General features: G+C 62.8%; 17 protein-coding genes. 3 read left to right on the top strand and 14 right to left on the bottom strand.

What is annotated here, in order from left to right; all coding sequences use genetic code 11:
- Window positions 1-75: 75 nt before the first annotated feature.
- A complete protein-coding gene (locus KIP88_RS27560) occupies window positions 76-426 on the top strand; it encodes a GrlR family regulatory protein (RefSeq protein WP_057838711.1) in 351 nt (116 codons plus the stop codon).
- 142 nt (window positions 427-568) lie between these two features.
- Here KIP88_RS27560 and KIP88_RS27555 read toward each other — a convergent pair whose 3' ends face one another.
- Both KIP88_RS27555 and KIP88_RS27550 read right to left on the bottom strand, forming a co-directional pair.
- Window positions 569-3,250, bottom strand: a complete 2,682-nt coding sequence (locus tag KIP88_RS27555) for a PAS domain S-box protein (RefSeq protein ID WP_214491208.1) — start codon at window positions 3,248-3,250, stop codon at window positions 569-571.
- A gap of 140 nt (window positions 3,251-3,390) precedes the next feature.
- Complete coding sequence (locus KIP88_RS27550) at window positions 3,391-4,158, bottom strand: AraC family transcriptional regulator (protein ID WP_249791054.1); 768 nt, start codon at window positions 4,156-4,158, stop codon at window positions 3,391-3,393.
- 84 nt (window positions 4,159-4,242) lie between these two features.
- On the opposite strand from KIP88_RS27550, the gene KIP88_RS27545 reads away from it, so the two are divergent.
- Window positions 4,243-4,665, top strand: a complete 423-nt coding sequence (locus KIP88_RS27545) for a nuclear transport factor 2 family protein (protein WP_214491207.1) — start codon at window positions 4,243-4,245, stop codon at window positions 4,663-4,665.
- Window positions 4,666-4,672: 7 nt separating this feature from the next.
- Here KIP88_RS27545 and KIP88_RS27540 read toward each other — a convergent pair whose 3' ends face one another.
- The 9 genes from KIP88_RS27540 to KIP88_RS47910 all read right to left on the bottom strand — a co-directional run bounded on the left by KIP88_RS27540 (window position 4,673) and on the right by KIP88_RS47910 (window position 12,763).
- Entirely contained in the window at window positions 4,673-5,596 is a 924-nt protein-coding gene (locus KIP88_RS27540; RefSeq protein ID WP_214491206.1) for a DMT family transporter, read from the bottom strand.
- Window positions 5,597-5,714: 118 nt separating this feature from the next.
- On the bottom strand, window positions 5,715-6,515 hold the full coding sequence (locus KIP88_RS27535) for an NUDIX hydrolase (protein WP_214491205.1): 801 nt from the start codon (window positions 6,513-6,515) through the stop codon (window positions 5,715-5,717).
- Between the two features lie 4 nt (window positions 6,516-6,519).
- A complete protein-coding gene (locus KIP88_RS27530) occupies window positions 6,520-7,476 on the bottom strand; it encodes a dihydrodipicolinate synthase family protein (RefSeq protein ID WP_214491204.1) in 957 nt (318 codons plus the stop codon).
- Between the two features lie 122 nt (window positions 7,477-7,598).
- On the bottom strand, window positions 7,599-8,480 hold the full coding sequence (locus tag KIP88_RS27525; protein ID WP_214491203.1) for an SDR family oxidoreductase: 882 nt from the start codon (window positions 8,478-8,480) through the stop codon (window positions 7,599-7,601).
- Between the two features lie 147 nt (window positions 8,481-8,627).
- Entirely contained in the window at window positions 8,628-9,488 is an 861-nt protein-coding gene (locus KIP88_RS27520) for a MaoC/PaaZ C-terminal domain-containing protein (protein WP_214491202.1), read from the bottom strand.
- A gap of 192 nt (window positions 9,489-9,680) precedes the next feature.
- Window positions 9,681-10,070 (bottom strand): Zn-ribbon domain-containing OB-fold protein, encoded by a 390-nt coding sequence (locus tag KIP88_RS27515; protein WP_214491201.1) that lies wholly within the window; start codon window positions 10,068-10,070, stop codon window positions 9,681-9,683.
- Complete coding sequence (locus tag KIP88_RS27510) at window positions 10,070-11,218, bottom strand: thiolase domain-containing protein (RefSeq protein ID WP_214491200.1); 1,149 nt, start codon at window positions 11,216-11,218, stop codon at window positions 10,070-10,072. Before KIP88_RS27510 ends, KIP88_RS27515 begins: the two co-directional genes overlap by 1 nt.
- An 878-nt stretch (window positions 11,219-12,096) precedes the next feature.
- Window positions 12,097-12,441 carry a hypothetical protein gene (locus KIP88_RS27505; RefSeq protein ID WP_214491199.1) on the bottom strand — a complete coding sequence of 115 codons (345 nt, stop codon included), beginning with the start codon at window positions 12,439-12,441 and terminating at the stop codon, window positions 12,097-12,099.
- A gap of 85 nt (window positions 12,442-12,526) precedes the next feature.
- Window positions 12,527-12,763 carry a CorA family divalent cation transporter gene (locus tag KIP88_RS47910; RefSeq protein WP_214491198.1) on the bottom strand — a complete coding sequence of 79 codons (237 nt, stop codon included), beginning with the start codon at window positions 12,761-12,763 and terminating at the stop codon, window positions 12,527-12,529.
- A 706-nt stretch (window positions 12,764-13,469) separates the two neighbouring features.
- Here KIP88_RS47910 and KIP88_RS27495 point away from each other — a divergent pair.
- Window positions 13,470-14,102 (top strand): nucleoside deaminase, encoded by a 633-nt coding sequence (locus KIP88_RS27495; RefSeq protein ID WP_214491197.1) that lies wholly within the window; start codon window positions 13,470-13,472, stop codon window positions 14,100-14,102.
- A 288-nt stretch (window positions 14,103-14,390) separates the two neighbouring features.
- On the opposite strand, the gene KIP88_RS27490 is transcribed toward KIP88_RS27495, so the two are convergent.
- The 3 genes from KIP88_RS27490 to KIP88_RS27480 all read right to left on the bottom strand — a co-directional run bounded on the left by KIP88_RS27490 (window position 14,391) and on the right by KIP88_RS27480 (window position 17,131).
- Entirely contained in the window at window positions 14,391-14,966 is a 576-nt protein-coding gene (locus KIP88_RS27490) for an isoprenylcysteine carboxylmethyltransferase family protein (protein WP_214491196.1), read from the bottom strand.
- 142 nt (window positions 14,967-15,108) lie between these two features.
- The gene (locus KIP88_RS27485; protein ID WP_214491195.1) at window positions 15,109-16,092 is read right to left on the bottom strand and encodes a CorA family divalent cation transporter; all 984 of its coding nucleotides are present in this window, start codon (window positions 16,090-16,092) and stop codon (window positions 15,109-15,111) included.
- Between the two features lie 349 nt (window positions 16,093-16,441).
- Entirely contained in the window at window positions 16,442-17,131 is a 690-nt protein-coding gene (locus tag KIP88_RS27480) for a cyclase family protein (protein WP_214491194.1), read from the bottom strand.
- Between the last annotated feature and the right edge of the window lie 49 nt (window positions 17,132-17,180).

The following is a 17,180-nucleotide window of genomic DNA, read 5'->3' as shown; positions in this document are numbered from 1 at the left end:
TGACGGTGCATGCTACGCTTTGGCATAACCCCTTGACCGGCTTCCTTGGGCGCGGCGGCCGTCATCTGGGACGTCATGAAGAACGGGCTCTATTCGATCCACGTCACCCTGCTGGATGGGCGCACCGGCAAGGGCAGCGGCGTCATTCTGTTCCGGGATGGCCAGATTCTCGGCGGCGACGCCTATCTGTTTTATACCGGCAGCTACACCGTGAAGGGCGATACCTTCAAAGGCGAGGTCCTGGTACAGCGCCACACCACCCCGCGCGACAATGACAATCCGCTGTTCGGCGGGCCCAATCCGGTCGGCATCGGCGTATCCGGAACCTTCACCGACACCCGCGGCAGCATGAATGGAACCGCGCTCGTCGGCAAAGCGAGCCAGATCTTCGGCGCCACCCTGCACAAGCTGGCGGATATCAATTAGCGTCCGCTGTCATGCCCCGCTTCAAGCGGGGCATCCAGTACGCCGGGCTTTCTCGGCTCAAGCACGAACGTCTCTGGAATACTGGTCGCCCGCTCCTGTGCGCACTTGCGCACAAGGCGGGCGATGACGTGCCGGGGCCCGTCTACTCTGCCGCCTGTTCCAGCGGCGCTGTGCGCGGCAGGATCATCTGGATGCGCGTGCCGCCGCCGGGCTGGGAATCGAGATCAAGCCGGCCGCCCAGGCGCGTCGTCACGATGCTGTAGACAATGTGCAGGCCAAGTCCGGTGCCGCCCTGGTCGCGCCGCGTGGTGAAAAACGGATCGAAGGCGCGGCGGCGGACGTCGAGGCTCATGCCGATACCGTTATCGGAAAAGATGATCTCGACATTGTCCTTGCCGGACTCGCGCACCTGGATATCGACCGTGCCGGGCTTGCCGTCCGGGAACGCATGCGCCACCGAATTGAGGAACAGGTTGGTCAGCACCTGTCCGTACGGCCCGGGATAACTGTTCATCATCAGATTGGGCTGGCACTCGACATTGAGCGTCAGGTTGTGTTTGCGAAGGCCCGGCCGCAGGCTCATCACCACCTGCTCGGTGAGATCGCCGAGATCGAAAGAGCGCTGGTCCGAATAGTTGCGGTCGGCGGCGACCTGCTTGAACGACTGGATCAGCTCGGCGGCGCGGTTGAGGTTGGCGACGAGCTGCGACGACGCATCGCGGCTGGTCTCGAGAAAATCGTTCAGGCTGGAGCGCCGCAGTTCGCCACGGGCGACCTCGGCCGTAAAGTTCGACGTCTTGCGCTCTAGCGCGGACGCAACCGTCAGGCTGATGCCGACGGGGTTGTTGACCTCGTGGGCCACGCCGGCCACCAGCCGGCCCAACGCGGCGAGTTTTTCAGCTTCGATCAGCGAATTCTGCGTCTCGCGCAAGTTCCGCAGCGCCCCCTCCGCCGAATCCTTGGCCTTGCGCATTTCGAATTCGACGCGCTTGCGCTCGCCGATGTCGAGCGCAACGGTGACGATGTTCTCGATCTCGCCGGCCGCATCCAGGATCGGCAGCTTGTTGACCAGCCATTGCCGCATATGGCCGGACGCATCTTTGTACTCCTCTTCGTAGAAGCCGAGCTCCTTGCCGGCCGCCAGCACCCGCTTGTCAGGCTCGCTGGTCTTTTCGGCTCCGTAACGCGACATCAGATCGGCGGTGGTGCGGCCGATCGCATACCCCGGCTCGACCCCGAAAATGCCGGCCATATAGCGGTTCATCAGGACGTAGCGGAGCTCCTTGTCCTTGACGTTGATGACCGCCGGCACGGTGTCGATCACCATTTGCAGCAAGCGGCGGCCTTCGGCGATCGCATCCTCGGCGCGCTTCTGGTCGGTGATGTCGCGCACCGTTCCCTCGTAGCGGATGATGACGCCCGCCTCGTTGTGCACGGCGCTCGCGCTGTCGGAGAGCCAAAGCACCGAGCCGTTGCGCGTCTGAACCTGGTACTCATACTCACGGACCATGCTGTCGCGCTGCATCAGCCGCTCATATTCCGCCCGCGCCTCGGGACGGACGTAGACCGTATCCGCGATGTCGCCGATGCCGTTGATCAGATCCTGCGGCGTGGCATAGCCCATCATCCGCGCCAGCGCCGGGTTGGCGTTGAGCAGCGCGCCGCCGGGCGTCGTGACGTAGATTCCGTCGACCGAGGACTCGAACAGCTTGCGGTAACTTTCCTCGGCAAGCCGCTGTTCGGCGAGCGCGCGCACCGCCGCCTCGCGCGCCGCGTCGGCGTCGACCAGCGTTTGGCGGAACACCTCGGCCGCGCGGGCAATGTCGCCGATCTCATTGTCCACGTCGGTTGCCGGGATCGAGGCGCTCTTTTCGCCACGGGCCACCGCGCGAATCGAATTTGCGATCGCGGCAAGCGGACGCACGGTGCGGCGAACCACCAGCAGCGAGGCAAAGAGCCCGATCAACACGCCGGCGGTGCCGAGCACGATGCTCTGCCACTTGGCTTCGGCGAGCGTCCTCGCAAAATCGCGGGAGAGAACGCGCCCCCGCCGCTCACTGACCTCGCGCAATAATTCCGTCACGCGCTGGATCAGGCGGCCCTCCGCACCCAGCACTTCCTTGTCGATGTCAGATATCTGCCGTTCGCGCCTCGATATGCCGATAATCGCGTCGGCATAACCATCAACAGCCGCGCGAAGTTTCGGCTCCGTAATGGTCATCGAGCGCATGCCCTCTGCGGCATTTTCGGCAGCGGATGGATTACGCGCCAGCAGCGCCGAAGCGATCCGGCTCTGGCTCTGGAACAATGCCGACGCAACATGCGGATCGGGCGTGTCGGCGATCGCGGCGTCGAACTTTTCGCGCAGGGGCGGCAGCGCAACGATCATTTCGGCGCGACGGCTGATCAGCGCGGAAATCCGCTCGATGCCGTTGCGGTAGGTCGTCAGGCGCTCGCTGACGCCGTCGATCATGTCCTGCTGCTCGGGAGCAAGTTCCAGCCGGGTCTTCTTCAGGATCTCGTTGAGCGAGCTTGCGGCCTCCCCGACCTGGACCGACTGGGTGCCGGGGTCGGTGACGAAATCCCGCGCGGCGAGCCGCAATTCGTTCATGCGGCGATCGATGTCCTCGGCGAGGTCACCGACGCTCTGCAGCCGCTGCAACTCGGCAAAGGTCGAATCGATGTGGCGGATGGCGATGACGCTGGCGGTCGAGGTGATGATGATCACCGCCAGCACCAGCATGAAACTGCCGAATGTCAGTTGGCCGATCGAAAGCGAGAACGATCGCGGCGGCAGCGAATTCGGCGGCGTTTCGGCGGTCATGTTGGTCGGGCCGGGCTCCTATCGGGCGCAATATACGATGTATTTCGGGCCGTGGGGAACATGCCGGCCGGTGGTTAATGGCGGTATACAAGCCGGATTGCTCGGGGCCGAACGGATCGCGACCCGGTCACACAGCCCTTTCACACTTGGGCCGCCCCCGGCCTCAGCGCCCTCGCCACGTCCGACGGCATCATGCCGAACATGTCGCGAAATGCGCTGGAAAAATGCGCCGAACTGGCAAAGCCGGCGGCGTGGGCCGCTTCCGTCAGGGAGGCGCCCTCGCCGCTGGCGCGTACCGCCGCGCCCATCCGGTTCCAGATGCGGTAGCGCCGCAGCGGCACTCCCGTCTCCGCCTTGAACAGATGAAGGAAACGGGACGGCGACAGGCCGGCGCGCGTCGCCAGGGTCGTCAGCCGGTGGGCCCGCTGTGGTTCGTCCCGCATATGCTGTAGTGCTGCGGCGATGCGCGCGTTGGTTTTCCCGCGCGTCCCCACACCCAGCAGTTCGCCGAGCGACGCGCGTCCATCCTGCGCCGCCATCCGGCTTTCGGCCAGGCCGGTCATGATTTCGATCACGTCGGACTCTTCTCTCAGGTCGAAGGCGGCCCGCGGCGTTGCGTCCGTCATCCGCGCGAGCAACGCCTTGAGGTCGCGCCCCAACGGATCGACATAGAGGAACGCCATCCGGCCCCGTTCGATGCGCAAATGGTGCAGGCTGTTCGGCAGGATCAGCACGCTTCGGGCTGCACGATAATCCGTCGCGCGATCCGCCGGATCGTCGGCGACCTCGAGCGGCGCATCGAGGCCGACGGCAAGGACGGCGGTCGCATTCCGGTGCGGCGTCAGCCCGAAGGCCGGGCCCAGGTAAAGCACCCGGCCGCCCCATCCGATCAGTTTCGCTGCCGCCATTGCGTGCATAGCCAGTTCTTGAAAGCCCGGATTGTCAGGTGGATCTAACGTCAGGGATGGCAACGATCCCTGAGATTGACAACGATGGCAAATAACCGGTCTGAAATCGAGCACCAAGCAGCGATTGAGCGCACACGACTAGCCGTCAGCCGTTACGCGAACGCCTGGCTCGCCGGCGACCGTCCGGCGCTCGCCGCCTGCTATCATGACGACTTCACGCTGCGTTACTTCGGCCGCAACCCGCTGGCCGGCAACCACAGGGGCAAGGCCGCCGCGCTCGGCATCCTGGCCGAGGTCACAAGGCGCACCAATCGCCGGCTGCTCGCGATCGTCGACGTCATGGCCGGACCCAAACGCGGCGCGCTGCTGGTCCGCGAGCGCTTCGAGCGCGACGGCAGGACGGCAGAGGTCGAGCGCTTGCTGGTATACACCGTGCGCGACGGACTGCTTTCCGAATGCTGGGTCTACGACCAGGATCAGACGCTGGTCGATGCCTTTCTTACGTGAAGCCCGTTCAGGCAGCCTCCCCGATCGGGCTCGCCTTTCGCGCCGGAATCGTCATCGCGGCGACACCGACCACAACACAGGCGAGCCCGATCCAGGCGGTCGAACTCAACTGCTCTCCGAGGAAAACCACGCCCACCGCGACGCCGATCGGCACGCGCAAATAGGCCTGCGCCGTGGTGCCGACCGATCCCAGGGTCCGGATCAGGCGAAAATAGATCACGAAGGCGAGTGCGGTGGAGAACACCGCGAGCGCGAGCAGCGCCAGCATCGAACCGGTCGACGGCTGCAGTGTCCACGGCCGCTCCAGTACCAGGCTCACGGGAATCAGGAGCGCCGCGCCGCACAGCAGCGATCCCGCCGCGGGCACCATCGGATCGAGATCCCTGAATCCCCGGCCGAGGATGGCGGCGCCCGCGTAGCAGATGGCGGCAAGCACCATCGCGATCTGGGCCGTCAGTTGCTCGCCGAAGCCGGACAGAGCCTGCACCCCGACGATCAGGCAGATGCCGGCCATCCCGGCGAGGACGCCGAGCAACTTCCGTGACGTCACGGCCTCGTGGCGCGTGATGGCGAGCGTCAGGAAAAACGTGAATATCGGCGCCGTGGAGTTGAGGATGGTTGCCACCCCCGCATCCAGCGCCTGCGCGCCCCAGGCGACCATGATCCACGGAATGACGCTGTTGAGGCAGGCCTGGAACAGGAAGCGTCGCCAGGTCGTGGCATCCACGGGCATTCTCACGCCGCGCCAGCGCATGATGGCCAGCAGCAGCAATCCGGCAATCAGGGTGCGGCACGCGATCAAGGTGATCGGTGGGATGGTCGCGACCCCGATCCGGATGAAGGTGTAGGACGCGCCCCAGAGCGTCGCGAGCGCGAGCAGCAGCGCCAGTTCGGTCGCCATGCTGGCGCGCTGAGGATGGCTTTCGCCCATGTCCGTGTTTCCCGGTCTCGATGAATTCCGGGACGGACATTACAGCCGGACGCCCTTCGATACTTCGTTATACGCCGAAGTGTGAGCGCAGCTTTCGCCGCGGCCCGCGTCGGACGCGTCAGCCGACCGAGCCGACCTCGAATACGTCGCCGTCGTAGCCCGCCTCAAGCGGGATGCGGAGTTGGCGGCCGTTGTTGGTCTTGGTCATGACCGGCGTCACGGTGACGACGGGCTTGCCACGGCTGTCATCCATCGCCGCCTGCACGCTCGCCTGCTTGCCGAGCTTGATCAGATTGCGCGTGGTGGGGAACGGCAGCTTGAAGCGACCGCTCTCGCCGCCCTCCAGCGCCTCGCGCGGCGACACCCAGATCGAATCGGTGGATTCCTTGCCGTCATGGGCGCCGACCTGTTCGGGCGGCGCGGCGGCGAGGAAGAACCAGGTGTCGAACCGCTTGGGCATGCCCTCCGGCGTGATCCAGTGCGCATAGGGCACGAGTTCGTCGAGCGCCAGCACCATGCCGTTGTCGGTCAGCACTTTGAGGAAGCTGATCTTGCCGTCGCAGAGATCGGCGCGATGCGCCGCTTCGATCTCGCCGGCGCGTTTGGCATCGACCAGCGTTTTCGACCCCTTCGGCCGCGCCAGCAGGATACCGCTTTCCTCAAAGGTTTCCCGGATCGCAGCGATGCGGAAGCTCAGCGTGGCCTCGTCGAGCCCCTCGCCGCCCGAATACAGTTCCGGTGTCGCGATGATTTCCTTGTCGCCCTTGTCGACACTGCCGCCGGGAAACACCAGCGCACCGGAATTGAAGTCGATCTCATAATGGCGGACCATCATGAAGACCTCGATCTCCTTGGCGTCAGCGCTGTCGCGCAGCAGCAGGATGGTGGATGCGGGACGCGGGGCGACGGCTTCGGCCATTGGACTAGCCCGCCGCGCTGGATTGCGGTTGCAAATTGGCGCGGCGGTCGACGCGCGCGACCCGCGACAACAGATACTCGACTTCGGCCTTTGCGGTCGCCGTGATGGTCGCGCCGGGCTTGCGCTGCGCGCTGGACGAAATGATGCCGCGCTTCTGCAGCACGTATTTGCGCACCGACAGGCCGGCGCCGGGCTGCTGCTCGTAGCGGATCAGCGGCAGATGCGCGTCGAACAGGTCGTGCGCGGCGTCGCGCTTGCCGGCCTTCGACAGTTTGACGACGTCGATCAACAGTTCCGGGAAGGCATAGCCGGTCATGGCGCCGTCGGCGCCGCGCTCCATTTCGAAATCGAGGAACAGCCCGCCATTGCCGACCAGAATGGAGAGCGGCCGCAGCGAGCCGTCTTTCTGATAGCCGCGTAGCGTTGTGATCTTTTCCAGGCCCGGCCAGTCCTCGTGCTTGAGCATCACGCAGGACGGCGAGTCCATCACGATCTTGCGGATCACGGCCGGCGTGAAGATGACGTTGAGTGTCAGCGGATAATCCTGCAGCACCCAGGGAATGTCGTCGCCGATCGCTTCCTGCGCCTGCTTGAAATAGCCCGTGATCTGGTCGTCGGTACGCAGGTGCGGCGGCGGCGCGATCATCACGCCGGCTGCTCCCGCATCCATCGACGCCTTCGCCAGCGAGCGCATGCTGGCAAATCCCGGCGCCGAGACGCCGACGATGATCTGCATGTTCTTGGCGCGCTTGACGAAGCGAACCGCCACCTGCTCGGCCTCGGCAGCGTCGAGCTTCGGCGCCTCGCCCAGAATGCCGAGCACCGTGACGCCGTCGCAGCCGACTTCGGCGTAGAAGTCGGTCAGCCGGTCGATCGATTTCTCGTCGATGCGGCCGTCGTCGTGGAACGGCGTCGGTGCGATCGCAAAAGTGCCGGCGGCCTGGGCGGTGAGTTTGGTCATTTGGCGTCTATCCTCTTGGGTCATTCCGGGGCGATGCAGAGCATCGAACCCGGAATCTCGAGATTCCCGATGCGCAATTGCGCATCTGCGGTCTGGTCCTTCGGACCACCCCGGAACGACATTTACTTGAATCGGCGCGCCGACTTCTTGATATCCTCCTCGGAGAAGAAGATTTCCTCGGCGTGGGTTACGATATCCTCAGCCTTCCACCCCGTAAACGGCGGCGTCCAGCCTTCCATTTCCATCATCCGCATCTCCCGCACGCCGCGCGGGCCGGAGACGCCGAGCACCTTGCCGGTCTGGTCGCCCGACAAGTCGCTGACCATGTATAGCACGGCCGGCGCGATGCCGTCCGGGCCCAGCGCCGCGCCGGGGTTCTCCTTATAGCGCGGCAGGTCTGCGGTCATGCGGGTCAGTGCGCCCGGGGCCAGCGTCCAGATCCGGATGTTGTATTTGCGGCCCTCGATCGCCAGCACGTTCGACAGTCCCCAGATACCGCCCTTGGCGGCGCCATAATTGGTCTGGCCGAAATTGCCGATCAGGCCCGAGGTCGAGGACGTGTTGACGATGACGCCGCCGCCGTTTTCGCGCATCCATTTGAACACCGGCTGGGTGCAGCAGAAGGTACCCTTGAGATGCACCTTAATCACCCTGTCCCAGTTGGCCTCTTTCGCCTTGGCAAAAGTCTCGTCGAGCAGGATGCCGGCGTTGTTGACCAGAATATCGGCGCGGCCGAAATTCTTGATGGCGTCGTCGAACACAGATTGTCCGCCTGCGATGGTCGAAATGTCGGAACCGTTGGCGACCGCCCGGCCGCCCTCCTCCTTGATCGCATTGACCACCTTCTGCGCCATCGACACGTCGGCGCCGGAACCGTCGCGGGGACCACCGAGGTCGTTGACCACGACCGCCGCACCCTCGCGCGCGAACAGCTTTGCGTAGGCCTCACCGAGCCCGCCGCCTGCACCGGTGATGATGGCAACCTTGCCGTCGAGCAGTCCCATTGTGTTTTTCTCCCTTTCGGTTTCGTGTCCCGGACGCGATGCAGCGTGAAACGCTGCTTCGCAGAGCCGGGACCTATATCGGCTCCGTCATGGGCCCCGGCTCAGCAGCGCAACACTGCGTGTTGCACTGCGTCCGGGGCACGAGAGTTATGCAAGCACCGTCTTGCCGCTCTTGATCACCGTGACGCCACGCGATTTTACCTTGGCTTCGAACGAGACGACGTTGCCGTCCTTCCACAATTCCATCGTCACGGTTTCGCCGGGGAAGACCGGCGACGAGAATCGCGCGATGTGCTGTTTGAAGGCGGACGGATCGTAGTCGGCATAGGTCTGCAGCACACCGCGGCAGGTGATGCCGTAGGTGCACATGCCGTGCAGGATCGGTTTCGGGAAACCGGCCTTCTTCGCAAACTCGGGATCGCTGTGCAGCGGATTGCGGTCGCCGCAGAGACGGTAGACCAGCGCCTGGTCCGGCCGCGTCGTGATGTCGACGATCTTGTCAGGCGCGCGGCTCGGCACCTTGTGCGGTTCGGGCTGGCCTTCGGACGGTCCGCCAAAGCCGCCATCGCCGCGGGCAAAGCGCGAAGCGACCAGCGTGGCGAGCTTCTCGCCGCTCTCGTCCTTCAGCACGGTCTGGTGGCGGATGACGGCGCCCTTGTCCTTGCCCTTGTCGAAGACGTCAAGCACGGTCGAGTCGGCGGTGATCTTGGCCGCGCTCGGCAGTGGCTTGTGGAAGGTGATGTCGCGCTCGCCGTCGACCACCATCACGCGGTTGAGATTCATTTCGCCGGGCCCTGAGCCCCAGGCTGCCACCGAGGCGAAGGTCGGCACGACCTTGAGGGGCCGCGGGGTGAAGGTGCCTTCGTTGACGTAAGCGAGTTCGCTCTCGTCCATCGGATCGGCGCCCATGCCGATACCGTAGGCGTAGAGCATCACCTCGCGATCGGTGTAGGCGTATTTCTGGCCGAGATTTTTCAGGGCCATGATCTGTTCGTAATTGATCGGCATCGCGGTCGTCCTCTCCCGAATCTTTCTTGTGCCGTTGCAACGCTTTCTTTCGTCACCCCCGCCACCCGGTCCGGCCTCTGGCCGGCCGGATGACAGGCTCCGGCGGGGGTCCAGTAATCACCGGCGTTTACTGGATCCCCGCCTTCGCGGGGATGACGACTTGTTGTTTGGCGCGCAGTGTGGGCAATTTCGTCAGGCCGCCGTGAAGAACGGCAGTGGGGCGCCATCGGTTGGCTTGAACACCACCTTCACCTTCTGGCCGATCTTCAGGCTCGTTAGATCGCAATCGACGATGTTGGTCTGCAGCGACGGGCCTTCCTTCAGCGTCACATAGGCGATGGCGTACGGCCCGGTCGGTGATTTCCGCATCAGGCTGTAGGTGTAGATCGTGGCCTCGCCGGAAGCTTCTTCCCACTCCGTCTTGTCGGAGAAGCAGAACGGGCAGATCGAGCGCGGGAAGTAATGCGGCTCGCCGCAGGCGGTGCAGCGCTTGATCAGGAACTTGCCGGCCTTGGCCGCTTCCCAGAACTGCGCGGTCTCGGGATTGGTCACCGGCGCCGGATATTTTTTCGCTTCAGCCATCACACGCGCTCCAGAATGCAGGTTGAGGCGGCGTGACGCACGCCGAGAAGTCCGCCGGTGCCGTGGGCGATCGCGAGGTCGCAATTCGGCACCTGCACCTTCGGATGCGCTTCGCCGCGCAACTGGCGGACCGCCTCGAGGATTTTCGTCATGCCGCCGCGGTTGACCGGGTGGTTGCTGCAGAGGCCGCCGCCATCGGTGTTGAACGGCAACTTGCCGACGCCGGAAATGAGATTGCCGTCGGAGACGAACTTGCCGCCCTCGCCTTTCTTGCAGAAGCCGAGGTCTTCGAGCTGCATCAACACCGTGATGGTGAAGCTGTCATAGATCGAAGCGTATTTGATGTCCTTCGGCGTGATGCCCGCTTCCTCGAAGGCGCGCGGGCCGGACCAGACGCCGGCGGAATAAGTGAGATCGAGATCCTTGCCGCCGCGCGGGCCCTTCATCGCCTCGCCATGGCCGATCAGCCGTACCAGCGGCTTCTTCAGGCTTTTCGCGATCTCCGGCGTGGTCACGATCATCGCGCCGCCGCCATCGGTGACGACGCAGCAATCCATGCGGTGCAGCGGGTCCGAGATCATCGGCGAGTTGATGACGTCCTCGACGGTGACGACATCCTTCAGCATCGCGTGCGGGTTGTACTGGGCGTGATGGGAGGCTGCGACCTTGATCCAGGCGAGCTGCTCGCTGGTGGTCCCGTAGTCGTGCATATGGCGCATGGCACACATGCCGTAGGCATTGTGGGTGGTGGCCCCGTAAGCCGTCTCGAAATCGGCTTCCGCGCCGGCCGCGCGCGGCGGCATCACCCCGGTGCGCGGCTTGCCCGCGAGCGTGACCAATGCGATCGAGCATTTGCCGGCCGCAATCGCCTCTGCCGCGTGGCCGAGATGAATCAAATAGGAACAGCCGCCGGTCTCGGTGGAATCGACGTGACGCACCTTCAATCCGAGATAATCGACCATCGGCCAAAGGCCGCCGGGGGCGTCGCCGGCGCAGAAATAGCCGTCGATGTCGGCTTTGGTGAGCCCGGCATCTTCGATCGCCCCCTTGGCGACCTCGGCGTGCAACTGCGCGGTTGATTTGTCGGGTGCGTGCCGGGTGGGATGCTCGTAGATCCCGGCAATGTAGGCTTTGCCCTTGATGGTCAAATCGTTCTCCGTTGGCGTTTCTTCTTCCAGGTTTTTTCTGGCCTGTCAGGGCTGCCTTGGCAAGCGCCGAGATATTCCGCAGGGCGAGACAGGTAGCGACCAGACTCAACTCGGGATGATTATCAGCGGAAATCGTATCAGGTCTGAGATGCGGATATACCTACGCGTTCTCGCGGCGCGACGCGCCCGAGTTGTACCCGCTCGCTTGCCCCCTCCATGATGAGAGGGCGCAGGGAAGACCGGGTGCGCGCTGCACCCGCGGTCTCGTGTGCAATGTGCACAAAGAAGTGCGCACACGAGCATACAGGTCCAGCGGAGAGCATCCGGCCTTCCCTGCGCAATGGTTTGACGGCTTATGGCGCGCTCTCCCCGGAGACGAATTCCTCTTGCCTCCGTCGCTGCCAGATTGACGGCCCAACGAACCCGGTTGGATTCGTTCAGCCTCCGTCAGCTTGACACCAGCCACGGGTGCCAGAACCACACGCTTTTGCCGTACGCGAACTGCGCCGCTCGTCTTGCGCGGATCAATCGCTCACAGCCCCAAGACAATGCTTAAGGCCGCCCTGCAATGCCTCGCGCGCGCAACGCCATCGCGTCCACCGCTCCCCGCACTCCACGTATCGTGACGACGCGTACGCCCCTCTTCATGAGGCGGGATGGCGCAAACATGGAGCTGATTTGGGGGAAATGAGAAGCGGAATATTTTCGATGCGCAATCTGGACGACCCAAATCACGTTGAAATGGCTGGTGAAATTCGTTTTTGCGCGCAGCGGACACGAGGCGCCGTAGGGTGGGCAAAGCGAAGCGTGCCCACCATTCACGAGCGGCGTGTTGGATGGTGGGCACGGCGCGTTGCGCCTTTGCCTACGCAGTCAGATCAGTGATGCTTTTCCAGAACAATAACCGGCCCGGTGGATGCGCACTTCCACATTGTCGCGACATAGCAATAGCTGCCTGGATAATCGTCCTGGATGAAGCCATCGGCGTCTGGAACCACCAGCCGGGACTTCACTTCGGTCTTCCAGAAGGCGAAACGATCGTCCTCGGATATCCACCACAAGGGCAATCCTACGTCGGCGACCACGAAGCTCGAGCCGTCCCGTAGAAGCAGCACAATATCTGCCTCGCCCAGATACTCACCGCGACTAGCATCCAGCGGACCGTTACCGTTCCAGAGTTCTGTGAGCGGCATCTCCGTGACGATCTTGTGGACCGTGTCCATTGCTTTACCTACCTATGCACGTCGACCGCGCAGCACCATCCATGTTGATGGATGGTGGGCACGGCGCTTTGCGCCTTTGCCCACCCTACAGCGCCTTGGTCCGCCTGAGCAGCCACCAGGTCAGGGCTCCCGCGGCGATCACCAGCAGAAGCGCGTACCAGGTGCCGCCGTCACCGGTCTGGAACGGCATGTCCTTGGTGTTCATGCCGAAGAAGCCGGTGACCAGCGTCGAGGGCAGCATACACGCGGTCAGTGCCGTAGGGTGGGCAAAGCGAAGCGTGCCCACCGTCAACACCACGAACGCTGATGGAATGGTGGGCACGACGCCTTGCGCCTTTGCCCACCCTACGCAGCCGGGTAGTCATCAATGCCCGCAACGAGTTGCAATTTCCCGGAGACAGATTTCGCCATGCCGTAGGGTATTGCCCTAAAGGGCAATGCGCATCCTGCGACATTTTGGTTAGGCTAGTTGGGCTGCATCTGAACGACAGGAGCCGACAATTTGGCCCTCAAATGGAGCACCCCAATGACACACATAATGCGAGCATGTTTAATGCGAGCACGTTCAGTACTTATTGCGGTCGCGCTGGGCTTGGCAGTAGCGACGCCGGCACTTGCCCAGAACCAATGCGTGGTGTCGGGATCACCGCCAGCAGGCTGGGGCTTTAACTCGATCGGCTATATCATGATCGCTTCCGGGGGAAGTTGCTTGTTTACCATCAATATTTCGGGCGAAGTATTGAGTTCGAGAGTTTCACAAAGACCAGCGCACGGGAGGTTACAAAGGCTCAACAGGTCTTCTTACGTATACACATCGCAGGCAGGATATAGAGGTAGCGATGCTTTCTCCGTTCAAGCGACGGGCAAGAGTCCGACCAGTTCCGGCACCTCAATAGTAACCGTCAACGCAACCCTACAATAGCCGTTCCAACTCTCCATCAGGGTGATCGCCCGCTGTACGAACCATAGCCGGTGATCAGGCGGCGCCGATGTACTGCAAAAGTCAGTGCCATGACCAAGTCAGTGCCATGACCAAGCATGATTCAGAAGCATTCGATATAGCAATGATGCGCCGCTGCGTTGCTCTGGCACAATCCGCAAGTTCAAGGAGGGAATACCCGTTTGCAGCTGTCATCGGACGACGAGGCGAATTCATTTGCGAATCGCTCAATATGGTCAGAAACGAACGAGACGTTACGCGGCACGCCGAGATGGTCGCAATTTCTTCAGCTCAGAAAATGTTAGGGTCAACGAGCCTTGATGAGTGCACGATCTATTCAACTATTGAGCCCTGCGCGATGTGTTCTTACGCCATCCGGGAAAGCAGGATCGGCAGGGTGATATTCGGCCTGCAATCCCCGGTAATGGGCGGTAACTCACGATGGAATATTCTAACCGACGCCGGTTTGTCCTCAATAGTGCCGGAGGTATTTGCTTCCCCGCCCGATGTCGTGTCAGGATATTTTCATAACGAAGTTCAGAAGGTTTTTCAGAAGCGGCATCCGGTCATTTGGGAATTCGTGAAAGCTCGAAGGATATTCGTGGATGGCTCCGGAGATGATCGCGCCGGGACTTTAAAAGGCAAGATGGGAGCTGGGCTCGGCTCGCGCCTTGCAACTTGGGCAAGGGTTTTTGTTGTTGATCGCCTTTGGCGCGGTTAGGATTCTTCACATCCCCTGAGCTGAACGCCATCCCCGCGAACGCAGTCATTCGTAGGGTGGGCAAAGCCACCGGGTCGCGCGAATGCGCGCCCGATGACAGGCTCCGCGTGCCCACCGTTAACGTCACGAACGCTGATGGAATGGTGGGCACGGCGCCTTGCGCCTTTGCCCACCCTACGCAGCTTCCAGATATCCATAGTCCGGAGGTCGGGCAGAAGGTAGCGGGCCAAAGTTCGCGATTATTCCTTGCCGTATCACGTAACGGTTAGTCGACGTCGTGGGCAGGGTCTAGAGAAGGTACGGGATGATCATCTTGGTTCGCTGTCGATAAACCTCGAAGCGCTCGCCAAATGTACGGCTGAGCAGCTTCTCCTCCGCGCGGGCGCGCCAGGCCAAGGTCGGGACGACCCCCGACAGCGCAATAAAGAGAGCCGGCCAATTGCCGAAGGCGAGTGCTTCGCCGATGACGAGCAGTGCAAGGCCTAGATAGATGGGGTGTCGCACGAGGCGATAAGGGCCGGTTGTGATGAGCCCGGTGCTCTGATCTGCTATGGGCGCGTAGCTCCAAGCGGCACCAAGCTCGGCCCGGCATCTGACGACGAGGGCGGCGCCCGCTAGCGCAAGAAGGGACCCCGACAGCGCCAGCAGAACTGCCGTAAAACCGGCGGAGCTGCTGGGAAAGATCAGAAGCGATGAGAAGAGAAGGCCGAGAGCAGTGAAGTTCGCCACCACCGGTGCTCGGTCGCCACGATCCTGACGTGCTTGCGTCTTGGCATGTCCGCGACTCCAGCTGACTGACAACAACATGAGTCCCGCAAAGGCGAGCACGGCGACGACACGCAGGACGATGGTCAGTGTTACCATTTCTTAGGCGCCGAGTCGCATCAGATAGAGCGCGATGGGTAGCAGGAGTATGGGGAGCACATAGCTCACCGCAAGGGCAGCGACCGGCCGGTCCCAAGCATTCTTCGGAATGAATATCGTTCCGCCCTTCTCAAAAGGGTGTCTACAGCGCCTTGGTCCGTCTGAGCAGCCACCAGGTCAGTGCTCCCGCGGCGATCACCAGCAGAAGCGCGTAAAAGGTACCGCCGTCACCGGTCTGGAACGGCATGTCCTTGGTGTTCATTCCGAAGAAGCCGGTGACCAGCGTCGAGGGCAGCATGCATGCGGTCAGGACCGACAGCGTGAACAGGCGGCGGTTGGTGATCGCCGTCATGCGGCCGGCGATCTCGTCCTGCAGCAGCCGCGCGCGCTCATAGATCGCGCTGAACTCGTAGTCGAGCGCGTCGAACTTCTGCGCAAGCTTGCGCATCGCCGACAGCAGGGTTTCGGATTCGACGTCCTCGCGCGTCTCCATGCGATGAAACAGCGCACGGATCTGCGACAGCTGCCGCCGCGTGCGGATCGCCTGCAGGCGCACGCGACCGAGCCGCAATCGCTCATCGTCGATTTCATCGTGCAGTACATGATTCTCGACGATGTCGAGTTCGTCGCCGAGACCTGCCGAATAGCGTCCGATCACATCGGCGAACTGGTCAACGATCGCATCGAACAGCGACACCGGGGTGGGAAACTTGCGACCGCCATCAATCGCACGCCGTGTCAGCTCGATCGCGCGCAGCGGCTTGCGCCGGGCGGTGACCATCAGCTTCGCCGAAATCTCAAAGTGCACCCGCAGGAGATCGTCGCCCTCCTGCATGAACTCCTGATGCAGGTCGGGCAAAACGCCGGCGATCTCCTCGTTGAAGATATCGAGGCGGATATGCTCGTCGGCATCGAGCAGGGTTTCGCGCGCGACATCGGACAGCGCCACACTCCTGGCGAGCCAGTCGTGGCAGCGGCGGTTGGCCAGATTGAAATGCAGCCACAACCAGCCACGCGGATCGGCGAGTTCCGCATCGAGGTTGGTGACGTCGAGCTTCGTCGCGGAACCGTCGCCCGCGAAGCGATAGGCGGAGATGATGCCGATATCGGCGAGGGCCTGGTCCATCCGCTAACCCGTTGCTGGTGTGAAGCAGGCCATGCGTCAACGCAGTGACAAGCTGATGGCGACTACACCCCATCGAAGCTCTGGAGACAAGCTTTTGATTCAATTGGGCAGTTCGTCGGTCGCGCGGTCGCGGATTTTTCTGAAATCGGATCGCGAGCCCTGCCCCCAAAGTCCAGCGCGTAGGGTGGGCAAAGCGACTTGTCCGCCGTAGCTCGCAGAGCGAAGGCGGAAGCGTGCCCACCATCTAGCACCGCGATCGTTGAGCGATGGTGGGCCCGACGCTTCGCGTCTTTGCCCGCCCTACAGCAGCGTTACTCCGCCGCGATCTGCCTCGGCGCGGGTGGCGAGTTCACTCGAAGATCGCGACGGCGCGGATGGGGCTTGCGGTACCACCGCGGATCTTGAGTGGAAAGCCGATGAAGCGGAATCGACCGCGTCCCACAAGCTTATCGAGATTGGCAAGGCATTCCATGTGCGTGATTCCCCGTTCGCCGCATGCGAGATGGGCCTGGAAGTTGGGTTCGCCTTCGGGGGCCGGGCTCACCGCCTCCACACCAAACATGCCGATGCCCCGGTCGGCCAGCCAATGCACGCTTTCCACCGCGAGACCGGGGAAATCGTGGAGGTAGCCCGGCTGACCCAACAGGCGATCGTTGGTGGCCATGTGCAGCAGCACGGTGTCGTCGGCGCGGATTTCCTGCCCGGAAGCCGCCAGGGCCGCTTCCATCTCCAGGACCGTCACGGCATGGCGCAACGGCACGTGGGACAGATCAAGACAGATGCCGGACGTATAGAATTTCTCCAGCGGCATCTGGTCGATTGAAAGGGCATCGGGACGGGAATCGAAGTGCACCGGCGCATCCACGTGTGTTCCCGCATGATCGCTGAAGGCGATGGACAAAGCCTTGGAGGAAAAGTCCGTGTTACCCGCGCGCTTCTTCTCGGCGTGGTCGTACCACACGGAGATGATCACGGGAGGATGGGCGGGATGGGTCTGCGTGCGGTGGAACAGGTCACGGCTCAGATCGATCATTTCCATGGGGTTCTCCCGCGCGAACGATGGACCAATCCTCTTAGGACAGCTCTCT

It is taken from the genome of Bradyrhizobium sp. SRL28, assembly GCF_018596315.1.
Taxonomy (GTDB): domain Bacteria; phylum Pseudomonadota; class Alphaproteobacteria; order Rhizobiales; family Xanthobacteraceae; genus Bradyrhizobium.
The sequence above is the reverse complement of the archived record's forward strand: the minus strand, read 5'-3'. Positions and strand labels throughout refer to the sequence as shown.

Bases quoted from the DNA above. Each gene is read 5' to 3' on its own strand.
- KIP88_RS27490 (WP_214491196.1), bottom strand. From the start codon at position 14,966: ATGGTAACACTGACCATCGTCCTGCGTGTCGTCGCCGTGCTCGCCTTT.
- KIP88_RS27545 (WP_214491207.1), top strand. From the start codon at position 4,243: ATGGCAAATAACCGGTCTGAAATCGAGCACCAAGCAGCGATTGAGCGC.
- KIP88_RS27530 (WP_214491204.1), bottom strand. From the start codon at position 7,476: ATGACCAAACTCACCGCCCAGGCCGCCGGCACTTTTGCGATCGCACCG.
- KIP88_RS27555 (WP_214491208.1), bottom strand. From the start codon at position 3,250: ATGACCGCCGAAACGCCGCCGAATTCGCTGCCGCCGCGATCGTTCTCG.
- KIP88_RS27515 (WP_214491201.1), bottom strand. From the start codon at position 10,070: ATGGCTGAAGCGAAAAAATATCCGGCGCCGGTGACCAATCCCGAGACC.
- KIP88_RS27540 (WP_214491206.1), bottom strand. From the start codon at position 5,596: ATGGGCGAAAGCCATCCTCAGCGCGCCAGCATGGCGACCGAACTGGCG.
- KIP88_RS27535 (WP_214491205.1), bottom strand. From the start codon at position 6,515: ATGGCCGAAGCCGTCGCCCCGCGTCCCGCATCCACCATCCTGCTGCTG.
- KIP88_RS27480 (WP_214491194.1), bottom strand. From the start codon at position 17,131: ATGGAAATGATCGATCTGAGCCGTGACCTGTTCCACCGCACGCAGACC.
- KIP88_RS27560 (WP_057838711.1), top strand. From the start codon at position 76: ATGAAGAACGGGCTCTATTCGATCCACGTCACCCTGCTGGATGGGCGC.
- KIP88_RS27495 (WP_214491197.1), top strand. From the start codon at position 13,470: ATGACCAAGCATGATTCAGAAGCATTCGATATAGCAATGATGCGCCGC.
- KIP88_RS27550 (WP_249791054.1), bottom strand. From the start codon at position 4,158: ATGGCGGCAGCGAAACTGATCGGATGGGGCGGCCGGGTGCTTTACCTG.
- KIP88_RS27485 (WP_214491195.1), bottom strand. From the start codon at position 16,092: ATGGACCAGGCCCTCGCCGATATCGGCATCATCTCCGCCTATCGCTTC.
- KIP88_RS27520 (WP_214491202.1), bottom strand. From the start codon at position 9,488: ATGCCGATCAATTACGAACAGATCATGGCCCTGAAAAATCTCGGCCAG.
- KIP88_RS27525 (WP_214491203.1), bottom strand. From the start codon at position 8,480: ATGGGACTGCTCGACGGCAAGGTTGCCATCATCACCGGTGCAGGCGGC.
- KIP88_RS27505 (WP_214491199.1), bottom strand. From the start codon at position 12,441: ATGGACACGGTCCACAAGATCGTCACGGAGATGCCGCTCACAGAACTC.